At 49.7% G+C, this 12,594-nt stretch carries 10 protein-coding genes; 9 read left to right on the top strand and 1 reads right to left on the bottom strand.

What is annotated here, in order from left to right:
* Positions 1–73 precede the first annotated feature (73 nt).
* The 9 genes from D8B20_RS20750 to D8B20_RS20710 all read left to right on the top strand — a co-directional run bounded on the left by D8B20_RS20750 (position 74) and on the right by D8B20_RS20710 (position 10,133).
* Positions 74–1,273 (top strand): CobW family GTP-binding protein, encoded by a 1,200-nt coding sequence (locus tag D8B20_RS20750; RefSeq protein WP_145892064.1) that lies wholly within the window; start codon positions 74–76, stop codon positions 1,271–1,273.
* 122 nt (positions 1,274–1,395) lie between these two features.
* The gene (gene dksA / locus D8B20_RS20745) at positions 1,396–1,815 is read left to right on the top strand and encodes an RNA polymerase-binding protein DksA (protein ID WP_145891876.1); all 420 of its coding nucleotides are present in this window, start codon (positions 1,396–1,398) and stop codon (positions 1,813–1,815) included.
* Positions 1,816–1,878: 63 nt separating this feature from the next.
* Positions 1,879–2,793 carry a GTP cyclohydrolase FolE2 gene (gene folE2 / locus D8B20_RS20740; protein ID WP_145891874.1) on the top strand — a complete coding sequence of 305 codons (915 nt, stop codon included), beginning with the start codon at positions 1,879–1,881 and terminating at the stop codon, positions 2,791–2,793.
* Between the two features lie 8 nt (positions 2,794–2,801).
* The gene (locus tag D8B20_RS20735; RefSeq protein WP_145891873.1) at positions 2,802–3,362 is read left to right on the top strand and encodes an LbetaH domain-containing protein; all 561 of its coding nucleotides are present in this window, start codon (positions 2,802–2,804) and stop codon (positions 3,360–3,362) included.
* A 188-nt stretch (positions 3,363–3,550) separates the two neighbouring features.
* Positions 3,551–5,512, top strand: a complete 1,962-nt coding sequence (gene thrS / locus D8B20_RS20730) for a threonine--tRNA ligase (RefSeq protein ID WP_145891871.1) — start codon at positions 3,551–3,553, stop codon at positions 5,510–5,512.
* A gap of 85 nt (positions 5,513–5,597) precedes the next feature.
* Positions 5,598–6,947, top strand: coding sequence for a dihydroorotase (locus D8B20_RS20725; protein WP_145891869.1), 1,350 nt, complete (start codon positions 5,598–5,600; stop codon positions 6,945–6,947).
* A 27-nt stretch (positions 6,948–6,974) separates the two neighbouring features.
* The gene (hemB, locus tag D8B20_RS20720) at positions 6,975–7,994 is read left to right on the top strand and encodes a porphobilinogen synthase (RefSeq protein WP_145891868.1); all 1,020 of its coding nucleotides are present in this window, start codon (positions 6,975–6,977) and stop codon (positions 7,992–7,994) included.
* 13 nt (positions 7,995–8,007) lie between these two features.
* Complete coding sequence (locus D8B20_RS20715) at positions 8,008–8,886, top strand: N-acetylmuramoyl-L-alanine amidase (protein WP_145891866.1); 879 nt, start codon at positions 8,008–8,010, stop codon at positions 8,884–8,886.
* Between the two features lie 62 nt (positions 8,887–8,948).
* Positions 8,949–10,133, top strand: a complete 1,185-nt coding sequence (locus D8B20_RS20710; protein ID WP_145891864.1) for an NAD(P)/FAD-dependent oxidoreductase — start codon at positions 8,949–8,951, stop codon at positions 10,131–10,133.
* Positions 10,134–10,267: 134 nt separating this feature from the next.
* Here the strand turns inward: D8B20_RS20710 and eptB are convergent, their stop codons facing one another.
* Complete coding sequence (gene eptB, locus D8B20_RS20705) at positions 10,268–11,917, bottom strand: kdo(2)-lipid A phosphoethanolamine 7''-transferase (RefSeq protein WP_145891862.1); 1,650 nt, start codon at positions 11,915–11,917, stop codon at positions 10,268–10,270.
* Positions 11,918–12,594 lie beyond the last annotated feature (677 nt).

Below are 12,594 nucleotides of genomic sequence, written 5' to 3'. Positions count from 1 at the left end.
ACTTGAGTCTATATTATTGCAATCTGATTGCGTTAAGTCCAGGCGAGTTTATGCCTGTGGGAAAGGAGACGATATGGCAAAAGTTCCACTGACCATCCTGAACGGCTTTCTTGGTGCGGGTAAGACCACCTTGCTGAAAAGCCTGCTCATTCAGGCGCATCGGCAAGGTCTGACCGCCTGTGTCATCGTCAATGACATGAGCGAACTGGATGTTGATGGGGTGCTGATTGCTAATACCGAACTGGTTAATGCCAGCAAGCATAACTTCTTTACCGTCTCTGCTGACAGCATCAGTAGCGCGAGTGGCATCACAAAGCTTGATGATGCTCTGCAGCAAATCCTCGCCCATCATCATCCTGATATGATCCTGCTGGAAACATCCGGCAGCAGTCATCCGCTGCCGCTGGTGCGCTATTTTCGCCGCCATCCCCACGTGCAGCTGAAGGGGTTTCTTTCGCTGGTAGATAGCGTAATGTTAAACGATGATTTTGCTGCAGGCTCCGCGCTTATTCCACGCCTGCAGGCTAATTTGCAGGCGGGCAAGCGCCATATAGAAAATTTGCTGGCAGAGCAGATTATGTTCTGTAGTCATCTCATCCTGACCAAAAACGACCGGCTGCCTGCTGACTTGGTGAAAAGTATCGCTCAGGCGATCCATCCGCTGAATCCTTATGTTGCCGTCATGGCTGTTCCCAGAGGCAATCTGGCACTGGGCAAGTTACAAAACCTCCCTGATTACGATTTCCATCGCGTCAGTCAGCTGATTGATGAACTGGCTGAGGAGGTGGACAATTCACTCTCGGGAGAGCGTTCGGCCTGGGCGATGAAAGCGGCAGTGATTGAAGATGACCGGCCTTTTCACCCGCAGCGTTTATGGGATACCTGCCATCAGTTTATGAGCACTGGCGTTTATCGCAGCAAAGGCTTTTTCTGGCTACCGGGTCGCGATGATCTGGCATTGCTGTGGAATCAGGCTACCGGGAGTATCAACCTGGAATTTATCAGCTACTGGAAGGCGGGGATCCTGCGCCATACCAATAACCACCTTACAGCCGAAGAGCGGCAGATACTCCAGCAGGAAGTTGACAGCGCGCCAGGACGTTTTGGCGATCGCCGTTGCAGCCTGACAGTCATCGGCGAAGAGGACGCTGCGAACGCTTTTGCCATGGCGTTGAAACGCTGTTTCCTGACGGAAGATGAAATTTTATGGTGGCGTAGCGGTGGCATCTTTAGCGACCCCTGGCCGCAACGCATCGCACGCGTGTCAGTCTGAGGTATGTCGCTTTGTCAGGTGGTGCGGCTTACTTTTTGCGCGTCTGATTGAGCGAAACCCAGGCCATTTTTTTATTTCTGTATTGTTATGATATAACGTTTCAAAAAAATTAGGGGGTGATCATGACCGGCATTTTGTCTTCTGAGCAGCAAGCCATTCTGGCGATGCCTCCGGAAGCGTATATGAATTCGCAACAGCTCGATTTCTTTTTACGTCTGTTGAGCCATGAACGTAGCGAGCTGATTGCGCATATCGACTATTTGAAAACACAGCTTGAGCGCAGCGAGCAACATGGCGATGAGGCTGACAAGGCGCTGCGTGAGGAGGAGCTACGGCTGCTTTTCCGGCAAATCGATCGCGAAAGTCGCCTGGTTCCGAAGTTTGATGCGGCCTTGCAGCGCGTCAAAAACGGTGAGTACGGCTACTGTCGCGAAACCGGTGAGCCCATCGGGCTGGCGCGCCTGCTGCTGCGGCCTACGGCTGAGCTTTCAATCGACGCCAAGATAAAACAGGAAATGGTAGAGGCGCAGTATCGTAAATAGCCCCGCGGTCAGAGCTAATTTCCGCATCCATTCACGGCATTATAAACAACAGAGGATGAATTTATGACAACCTCTCATGCGCTTTGCCCGCGGTCACTGGCGGATGTGCAGTCTTCTTCCAGTGAATTGCAAGATATTGCACTGGACTGGGTCGGCATGGAACAGATTGACCTGCCGCTTGAGTTTGAAGGCCGCCCCGTCAATGCCAGAGTCGATGCGGGCATCAACTTGCTTAACAATGAGATGGCAGCAAAAGGCATTCATATGTCGCGGTTGTATATGCTGCTGGATAGCTTAACGGAAGGCGAAGTCACACCGCAACGCGTTCATGATGTGTTGAGCGCTTTCCTCTCATCCCATCCGGGACAAAGCAATGACGCGAGTCTGGCTATCCGCGGCGATCTGCTGCTGTCACGAAAATCCCTTAATTCCAGTCAGTCAGGCTGGAAAGCCTATCCTGTTTCGCTCACGGCCCGAGCAGGCAAAACGGATGAGATCAATATGAAGGTAGGCATTCCTTATGCCTCTACCTGTCCTGCTTCGGCAGCACTCAGCCGGCAGGTCGCTCAGCTCGCGTTCCGTAATGCGTTTGGTCAACGTCTGGATCGTCTGCCGCTGGAAGAAGTCGTCTCCTGGTTAGGCGAGCAGGGGTTGCCCGCTACGCCGCACAGCCAACGCAGCTGGGCCTGGATCGAGGTCAAACTCAAACCTGAATGTTCTGCCTTTCCCTTTCGCCATCTTATTGATCGCTGTGAGCTGGCCCTCGGAACTGCCGTGCAGACGGCTGTAAAGCGCAGTGATGAGCAAGCTTTTGCGCTCGCCTGTGGCCAGAACCTGATGTTTTGTGAGGATGCGGCCCGCCGTCTGTATCAGGCGCTGCAAAAAGAAACAGAATTCAGTTCATTCGATATTCGCGTTGAGCATCAGGAAAGTCTGCATGCGCACAACGCTGTTGCTAAGGTCAGTCGTAAGGAATAAATAAAGCTATGTTGCGTAAAAACCCCACCGGGCATTCCCCTCAGGTATCAACCAAAGCATTTATCGATCCCACTGCGGTAATCTGCGGCCGGGTAATCATTGAAGATTATGTCTACGTGGGGCCCTATGCCGTTATTCGAGCTGACGAAATCAATGAGCAAGGTGAAATGGAGCCGATTATTATCGGCTCGCATTCCAATATTCAGGATGGTGTGGTCATCCATTCGAAAAGCGGCGCCGCCGTCACTATTGGCAGCGGCAGTTCAATCGCTCACCGCGCCATTGTACATGGACCCTGTAAGGTTGATGATCGCGTGTTCATTGGTTTCAACAGTGTGCTGTTCAACTGTCACATTCAGTCTGGCTGCGTGATCCGCTATAACGCCGTGGTTGATGGCGTTACGCTGCCGGAAAATACCTATATTCCCTCAACCGAGCGCGTCGGGCCAGACAGCGATTTAGCCGCTTTTGACCGCGTCGATCCCGCCTCCCTGCAGTTCTCCGAAGAGGTGGCAACTACTAATGTCCAGCTGGTAGAAGGTTATCAGCATCTGCGCAACGAATTCTGATGCCTGCATGGCCTGTCTTGTCGGCAGGCCATATCCCCTTTTGCCAGCAGCGGCTGCGTACTGAGAATACACGGTCGTCAAAACAGTGAAGACCCTAAAAAGAATATTGATAATGCAACTTAGTTGCGATATCTTGCGGCTTTTCTATTGCAGTTAAGTTGCATTTAAACAATCTGGACGCCGCAAATATGATGTCGGAAGTCGTTTCCAATCCCAATAACAGTGTGTCACTGACGCTGCCTGATGGTTCTCAAAAAATCTTTCCAAAAGGCAATACGCTGGTTGAAGTTACCAAAAGCATGGGCAAAGCCGTATTTGACAGCGCTATCGCGGCTGAACTTAACGGCGAGGCGGTCGATCTCAGCGCCGAACTGTCCACAGATGCCCGGCTGAATATCATCACGCTGCATGATAAAGAGGCGTTTGGCATTATCCGGCGTAGCTGTGCGCTAATCCTGGGTCAGGCAGTTAAAGAGCTGTTCCCCAATGCGCAACGGGTCGAGGCTGGTATCAATGATTACGGCTTTTACTACGACTTTTTTAGCTCAGTCCCCTTTACTACGGCTGACCTGGTTCGCATTGAGCAACGTATGACTCAGCTTGTTGCTCATGAAACGCCACTGCTGACGGAGCGGGTTGAATATGATGAAGCTGTTTCATGGTTTGAGGCGCAAAACGAACCTTATAAAGTTCATTTCTTGGAGCAGACTGGCAGCCATGGGCAGGTGACGCTATGGCACCATCAGGACGGTGTCGATATTTTCCCAGGCCCGCCTGTGCCGAATACCCGCTTCCTGCGTAACTTTAAGCTACTGAGTGTTGCAGGTGCTTACTGGCAAGGCGATGCCAGCAAAGAACAGCTGCAGCGTATCCACGTGACGGCTTGGGCAACCCCGAGGCAACTCACTGGCTGGCTTGAAAGCCGCGCTGTGGCGGAGCAGCGCGATCACCGCAAATTAGGCCGCGATCTTGATTTGTTTCACTTCCAGGATGATGCGCCTGGCGCTGTGTTCTGGCACCCGCATGGCTGGACGCTGTTCCAGCGGCTGATTCGCTATATGCGCCAGCGTCATGACGATGCCGGCTATGTTGAGGTGAATACTCCCGACGTGATGGATCGTTCGCTGTGGGAGATTTCCGGCCACTGGGAAAACTACCGCGACAATATGTTTACTACGCAAACGGAGGATGGCCGCACGCTTGCGTTGAAGCCGATGAACTGTCCCGGCGCTGTGGCACTGTTTAACCATGGCATAAAAAGCTATCGCGATCTGCCCATAAGAATGTCGGAATTTGGCAAGGTGCACCGCTATGAGCCATCTGGCTCGCTACATGGTCTGCTGCGCGTCCGCCATTTTACTCAAGACGATGCGCATATTTTTTGTACCGGGCAACAGGTGGAGGCGGAGTGCCGCGATATCCTGAAGCTGGTGCTGGATATTTACCGTCAGTTTGGCTTCACTGACGTAGCCATCAAGCTCTCCACCCGGCCAGAAAAACGTATCGGCAGCGATGAAGAATGGGATCGCCTCGAGCAAGCCCTTGAATCTTCTCTGACTGCTGAAGCGCTTACGTGGAGCATCAACCCCGGCGAAGGTGCGTTTTACGGACCGAAGCTGGAATTTGTGCTGCGTGACGCCATCGGACGAGACTGGCAGTGCGGTACGCTCCAGGTCGACATGAACCTCCCGGCGCGCTTCGATATGCGATACGTAGCAGAAGACGGCACAATGCAACGCCCGGTTATGCTGCATCGAGCGTTATTTGGATCCCTTGAGCGTTTCACCGGCATTCTGCTTGAGCACTATGCCGGCAAACTTCCCGCCTGGCTGTCCCCCGTTCAGGCCGTCGTGATGACCATTTCAGAGCCGCAGACGTTCTATGCACAGCAAATTGTGGCTGAACTTCGTAAACGAGGAATACGCTGCGACTGCGATCTGCGTAATGAAAAAATGGGTCTCAAAATCCGTGAAATGACGCTGGCTCGTGTGCCTTATATGCTCATCGTGGGCGGAAAAGAAGCAGTGCAGGGGCGCGTGACTGTTCGCGATCGTAACGGTGAGAGCATCGGCACGCTACTTATCGGCGAGGCACTGGATTTACTGGCATCACGCTGCCAAATCCCTTCTCAACCGGCAAAAGCCCGTTAATTTCAACGCAGCCGACCAGGCGTCGGCTGCAGTTTTCCGCCTACATCATAGCCGTTGTCAGGAATACCGGTCATAAGGAGCAGGCTTGAAACATACGCTGATAAAATTCGCCACGCTTATCAATGACAATTGCCGTTCAGAGGCTGATGTGCTGATAGTCAACGGTCGCCTAGAAAAAATTGCAGCAGATATTACGCCCCTGGCTGGCTGGGAGATTATCAATGCAGAAGGGCTGTGGTTAATCCCTGGTATGATTGACGATCAGGTTCATTTTCGTGAGCCCGGACTGACCCATAAAGCCACTATTGCAACGGAATCTCGGGCTGCTGTTGCCGGCGGCATTACCAGTTATATGGAGATGCCCAATGTCATGCCGCCGACGACAACGCGGCAGGCGCTGCAGAATAAGTTTCAGCGCGCTTCACAACACTCAGCAGCGAACTACAGCTTCTGGTTTGGTGCCACTAACGATAACGCCAGTGAACTCCGTGCGCTGCAGGCAGATGAGGCCTGTGGCATCAAAGTATTTATGGGATCGTCGACCGGCAACATGCTGGTGGATAATGAACAGGTGCTGGAAAACATCTTTAGTCATGCGCCCTGCATTGTGGCCACCCACTGTGAAGATACGCCGCTAATCAGACACAACGAAGCGCTATGGCGGGAAAAGTATGGCGACGATATTCCGGCGGCAGAGCATGCCAGAATTCGACCTGTTGCGGCCTGCTATCAGTCTTCTGCCCTTGCCGTATCACTGGCTAAAAAGTATGGCACGCGTTTGCATGTACTGCATATCACCACAGCGGCGGAACTGTCTTTATTTGAGGCCGCGCCGACAATCGCGGCGCTCAGGAAAAAACGTATAACGGCTGAGGCCTGCATACATCATTTATATTTTAATCAGAATGATTACGCCTGGCTGGGTCATAAGCTAAAAGCCAACCCCTCGGTAAAATCGCACTACCACCAGCAGGCACTGTGGCAAGCCGTAAAAGAGGGCGTCATAGATGTCATCGCCACCGATCACGCGCCGCATCTTATCGAGGAGAAAAGCAGGCTTTATTTTGAGGCACCATCTGGATTACCCCTGGTGCAGCATGCGCTTCCCGCCCTGTTCGATCTCTGCCAGTGCGGTATTTTTTCCCCCGAACAAATTGTTGCCAAAACCAGCCATGCCGTGGCGGAGCGTTTTGAAATTAAAGATCGTGGCTATATCCGTGAAGGCTACTGGGCCGATCTGGTGCTGATCAACCCGCAGGCTGAGCTCAAAGTACAGCGAGAGCAGCTGCTGTATAAATGCGGCTGGTCGCCGTTTGAAGGCAAACCGCTGCAGGGCACCGTTGTCATGACCTTTGTTAATGGTCATATCGTCTGGCGTGAAGGCGCAATTATACCTTCGCCAGCCGGAATGCCGCTTGAATTTAACCGGGGATAATCAAGCCTGTTTTAAGAGGTAACCAATATGGAGTTCGTTTTAACCGGAAGCTATCCGGCTCGCCGCCTGCGCCGCAATCGGGCACAACCCTTTAGCCGCCGCATGACTGCTGAAAGTCGGCTGGGCGTAGAGGATTTGATCTGTCCCCTGTTTGTGGTGGAAGGACAAAATCAACGACAGCCCGTTACTTCTATGCCGGGCATTTATCGTTTCTCTGTCGACGCGTTGTTGAAGGAGGCAGAAGAGCTGGTTGCATCAGGCATCCCGGCAATTGCGCTCTTCCCTTGTATTGACAGTGGGGTAAAAACGCCTTGCGCAGAAGAGGCGTTTAATGAACACGGGCTTATTCCTCGAGCCATTCGAGCGCTTAAAAGACATTTTCCCCAGCTGGGCATTATCACCGATGTCGCGCTCGATCCCTATTCGTCTCACGGACAGGATGGCATTGTGGATGAAAAGGGGTATGTCCTGAACGATGCTACTGTTGATCTGCTGGTGCGCCAGGCGATGACGCATGCTGACGCCGGTGCCGATATTCTTGCTCCCAGCGACATGATGGACGGCCGTATCGGCATCATCCGGCAGCAGCTGGAGGCCAGCCTCTGTCACAACGTACAGATTATGGCTTACTCAGCTAAATATGCTTCTGGCTATTACGGCCCATTCCGTGATGCGGTCGGTTCGGCGTCAGCTCTGCGCGGAGGTGACAAGCGCAGCTATCAAATGGATCCGGCTAACCGACTGGAGGCACTGCATGAGGTTGCTCAGGATCTGCAGGAGGGCGCGGACATGGTAATGGTCAAGCCCGGCATGCCCTACCTCGACATTATCAGAGAGGTAAAAAACCAGTTTGGCGTACCGGTTTTTGCCTATCAGGTATCGGGTGAATATGCGATGCACATGGCTGCCTTTCAGCAGGGATGGCTGGATGAAAGGCAGACTGTAATGGAATCACTGCTCTGTTTCCGGCGGGCAGGCGCCGATGGAATATTGACCTATTTTGCTAAACAGGCGGCAGCCTGGCTTGCAGATGACGATAGTTGTTAACGGAACGTCATCAATGAGTACAAGCAATTCTGACAAAAAAATATCACTGCTGCGCCGACGGCTCCTTTTTTCGGGTCTTTCACTCTGCCTGCCAGCCCTGGCAAAAGAGGAGTTTGCCACGCTCCACTTTATTCCCGCTGAGTCGTCGCGTGTAGCGCAACGCTCCCCATCACATCATCAGTCATCCCGGAGCGGTTCGCGAGAGTCTGTCAAACGCGTCATGATTGATCCTGGCCACGGAGGAAAGGATCCCGGTGCCATTGGACACCGGGGCTCCGAGGAGAAACATGTGGTGCTGGAGATCGCGCAAAATATTCGCACGTTGCTGAAACAGCATAAAGGATACGACGTAAAACTGACGCGTGAAGTGGATGAATTTATCCCGCTCTATAAAAGGATCGAAATTGCGCACCAGCACAATGCTGATATTTTCCTTTCCATTCACGCTGATGGTTTTACGCGTCCCGAAGCGCATGGGGCATCTGTATTTGCTCTTTCGACGCGTGGTGCCAGCAGTACGCTTGCTCGCTATATGGCCAGTAAAGAAAATGCAGCAGATGACTTTACGGACATTGATGTACAGACCAGAGATACTGCTCTGCAAAGAGTTTTGTTTGATCTTGTTCAACACCGGACCATTCAGGACAGTCTGAAGCTGGGGCAGCATATTATCCGGCAGGTGAAAGCAGTTCATCCGATGCACAGCCAGCACACAGAACAGGCCGCGTTTGTTGTGCTAAAATCGCCCTCAGTCCCGTCTGTATTAGTTGAAACATCATTTATTACCAACCCCAACGAAGAGGTTTTGTTAGGCACACAGGTATTCCGTATGAAGATCGCACACGCGATTGCAGGTGGCATTATGCGCTATTTTGCCCATGCGGTAGCTTGACCTGTGCTATCAGCGCCTGAAGCTATCCTACATGTTTAATGACTAAAAAGGTGAGCTTAATAATGCAGAAAAAACGTATTGCCGTGATTGGCGCGGGCGTGCTGGGACTTTCTGTCGCACGCGCGCTGGCAATCGCTGGTGCTGACGTAACCATTTTCGAGCGTCAGCATATCGGAGCAGGGACCAGCAGCACGACCTTTGCATGGGTTAATGCTAACGGTAAGCAGCCAGAGAGCTATTACCAATTGAATGTGGCCGCAATGCAGGAACATGTTGCTTTGCAGGAACAGGCACAAACGGAAGGGCAATGGCTGATTCGCTCTGGTACTTACGAATGGGCTACTGATGAGCAAGCAAAGACACGTCTGGAAAAACGCGTCACTTCGCTGCAGGCGTTGAATTACCGAACGCTACTGCTGACGCGCGCACAGATAACGCAGCGCGTGCCTGAAATTCGTCTCGATCCCCGCGCTGATGCATTCTGGCATTTCCCTGAAGAATGCCTGCTTCATCCTGCCATTTTGCTGGCCTGGCTCTGGTCTGAAGCACGACGCTGTGGTGCAAAGCTGAATAATTTTGCTGACGTAGTCGATATTCAGGAAAATGAAAGAGAGGTCAGCCTGGCGCTGTCCGATAGTTCTTGCTGGCAAGGCGATCAACTCGTCATAGCAACCGGCCGCTGGTCACAGGAGTTAATGGCGTGCCTCGACTTAAAACTGGCATTAATCGATGCCAGTCAGGCCAATAAAATAGCCTGTGGCTTCCTCGCGGTGACAACGCCATTATTTACTCAGCTGAGTGCTAATCTGATATCGCCACAGCTTAACGTCAGGCCAGACGGCGGCGGCAGATTACTGCTTCAGGCACCCGATCTCGATTATTGCGCTAATCCTGCTGCGCCAGCTGCCGTACAGGGCTATGTAGGGCAAGAAATGCTTAACAGACTGCGCCGACTGTTCGATAACTGTGAATTTGCGAAAATTGAGCGTATCGCGGTGGGGCAGCGCTCCCGTCCGGCAGATGGGTTGCCGGGGATTGGCTATGTAACGCCACATAAGCGGACTTACCTGATGGTAACGCATAGCGGCATGACGCTGGGACCCTTATTGGGAAGATTAGTTGCGAATGAGATGTTAACAGGCCAACGTGCTGAATTATTGAGTGAATTTTCGCCAGATCGGCTGCTGGGAAAATCTGCTCAAGATTTTCCGGCCTTTTCCACGTTGCATTTTCCAGCCGCACAATAGGGCACTTATGAATGATACCTAATAAAATCAGCGTGGGTAGAATGTGTTTTTCTTCTGTTTTCGCTTGATGTATCCGGAAGCCAGCCAGGCTAATAAATTATTTATATCAGCCTGGCTTTTTCAACCGCTATGTTTTAGTGAGCGCACCAGTTACGGTACTGGTTAATGCCACCATCAGGAGAAGTAAATCCAGAGCATCCCAAAATGCTGTCAAACAGCTTTTCATGAAACACTGGCGTCTTGTTAACTTCGAGACCTTTTAACTTATCAAATGATTTTTGGTTTTCTTCATTAGAAAGAAACTTATCAGAAGCCCAAACCATGATGGGAATAGTGCGTTGTTCTACAGGAGCATAATCTCTTGGAGTGCCATGAAAATGCATGTTATTAGAAATAGATTCACCATGATCTGAGGCATAAAAAACAATGGCATTTTTGTTTCTTAAACTGTCGAAAGTTTTCTTCAGAAAGTAATCTGTATAAAGAAGGCTGTTATCATAAGAGTTAATCATTTCTTGGGTGCCGCAGCTGTCATCAATACCCTGGCATTCGGGCTTATAAAGTGCAAAAGCTCTTGGGTAGCGTTCGGTGTACATATAGTGCGATCCTTTGGTATGAAGGATAATAATATGTTTTCCGTTCGGATGCCTTATCAAAGAATCCTGTAGTTCAGTAACCAGCGACATATCATCTACTGGTTCGCCAGCATGCCTTTTTTCCGACTGAATGGTTTCACGAATGGCATAGCTGTCAGCCATAACTTTATTATAAAACCACGCCTCACTCTGCATTGAAAATAGCTCTGAAGAAAAGCCCTGCTTTTTCATAACTGAAAAAACATTCATTTCTTTGAGTGTTCTTTGAGGGGCTTCAGATGCGCCACCTTCTCTCACAAACATACAGCGCAGGGACAGTTTTGTTGATGTATCACATGAATAACCCTGAAGATGAACCAGATTTTTTTCCTGATCAAGATATGGAGTATTGTTGCGATGATACCCATATAATCCCATATGATCCCGTCGCGCACTTTCTCCAATAATGAACACGATGTAAAGGCTATCTGCACTTTTGGGTAGAGCGTATTTAAAATGCTCAGCAGGATCGTAAAGGTTACGGTTATCTTCAGCCTGACTATATGAACTATAAGCAAGCAATCCTATGCTCAACAACCAGTTTGAGGGTGAATAAGTACCTGCTACGATACCACCATAACTGGCCATCATACGATTTACCTTTTTATCCTGCTCGTCTTGCACTTTGCCCATTAAATTTAAAGGTAACCAGCAACCAAACGCGGTTAAAGTTATTGCAATTGCTTTAAAAGACCAAAGGCGTTTTTTGTTTTGAACAAGTCCGATAGTGGTGCTTTTTCTTCGCCAGATTACCCAAAGAGGGATTATATTAATCAATAATAGCCATAAGAAAAAATGCCAGCCAACTGACTCTTTAGAAAGGCCTATATCTGTTGTTAACGCAGCTGCAATAATACCATAGCCTATGTCAACATTAAAAAATATCATATAGTAGCTTGCAGCTGAAGAGAAAATAAAGATTAGCGTCAGGAGAAATCGAGAAATATATTTCCCTGTTAGTGAGCACAGTAGTGCCAAGAATGTTACAAAGAAAAACGAAGAGATAATTTCAACTAATACAGATTGGAAATTTTCAAAGCGAAGCTGATGAAACCTTCGAATAAAAATGGGGGCATTTAATAAAACCCCAATATACAACCCTGTAAAAATTGGCAAAAAAAATTGCCTGTAATTGTTTAAGCTAAACATTAACCGCCTCTTTAGGTATCAAAAAATGAATGCTTTTAATCTCCCGCGCCACTGAGATGCTATTAAAAACCAGTAGTTCATAAAGTTGGAATACTTTGTTATGTTATAATGTAACAATGGATGTCAGCATACTGGGCGCTTTGAAACCATTCCCTGCTTTTTCGTCGCCCTTGATCTGATCCAGTCGCCCAGGGAGGCATTCAGTGGCAAGTCGGATTATTGCCTCCTGACAGGGACTAACGTCGCGATGCCTGTCTTGACTAAGGAAGAGATTCCATGGCCATCGGCAATGTTAAAGCGGTTATCGACGGGTTTGGGAACACAGGCTCTCGCGTCGGTAAAGAACTATCGGGTTCGTTATGTTGAACGCACCTGACGCATATTTTTAAAACTATTTTTCTTTGATGTGTTAAAAATGCACCAAGAAGAGGTTTCGGGGTAACTATATGAATTTAACTATTATTTAATTTTCAGTGGTATCTTTGAAACATGATGCTGGCTCCTTAAAAGAGCATAGTCTGATGTAGTAATTTATTGTTTTCAAACAAAACTGACTTTGCATCCACCCAGAACCAGCAAAATCATTGTCTGCCATGGCATTTTTTTCAATATAAATAGTCAGTTAAACACCAATCGGGAAAGACATTACTTCTCTTATTTAGATAGCAATTGCTATG

The organism is Candidatus Pantoea soli (assembly GCF_007833795.1).
Lineage (GTDB): Bacteria > Pseudomonadota > Gammaproteobacteria > Enterobacterales > Enterobacteriaceae > Pantoea > Pantoea soli.
This window is presented reverse-complemented; position numbering and strand designations above follow the sequence as displayed.

What these genes read in the sequence shown, in the direction of transcription:
- D8B20_RS20750 (WP_145892064.1), top strand. Translation starts at nt 74, where the DNA reads ATGGCAAAAGTTCCACTGACCATCCTGAACGGCTTTCTTGGTGCGGGT.
- dksA (WP_145891876.1), top strand. Translation starts at nt 1,396, where the DNA reads ATGACCGGCATTTTGTCTTCTGAGCAGCAAGCCATTCTGGCGATGCCT.
- folE2 (WP_145891874.1), top strand. Translation starts at nt 1,879, where the DNA reads ATGACAACCTCTCATGCGCTTTGCCCGCGGTCACTGGCGGATGTGCAG.
- D8B20_RS20735 (WP_145891873.1), top strand. Translation starts at nt 2,802, where the DNA reads ATGTTGCGTAAAAACCCCACCGGGCATTCCCCTCAGGTATCAACCAAA.
- thrS (WP_145891871.1), top strand. Translation starts at nt 3,551, where the DNA reads ATGATGTCGGAAGTCGTTTCCAATCCCAATAACAGTGTGTCACTGACG.
- hemB (WP_145891868.1), top strand. Translation starts at nt 6,975, where the DNA reads ATGGAGTTCGTTTTAACCGGAAGCTATCCGGCTCGCCGCCTGCGCCGC.
- D8B20_RS20715 (WP_145891866.1), top strand. Translation starts at nt 8,008, where the DNA reads ATGAGTACAAGCAATTCTGACAAAAAAATATCACTGCTGCGCCGACGG.
- D8B20_RS20710 (WP_145891864.1), top strand. Translation starts at nt 8,949, where the DNA reads ATGCAGAAAAAACGTATTGCCGTGATTGGCGCGGGCGTGCTGGGACTT.
- eptB (WP_145891862.1), bottom strand. Translation starts at nt 11,917, where the DNA reads ATGTTTAGCTTAAACAATTACAGGCAATTTTTTTTGCCAATTTTTACA.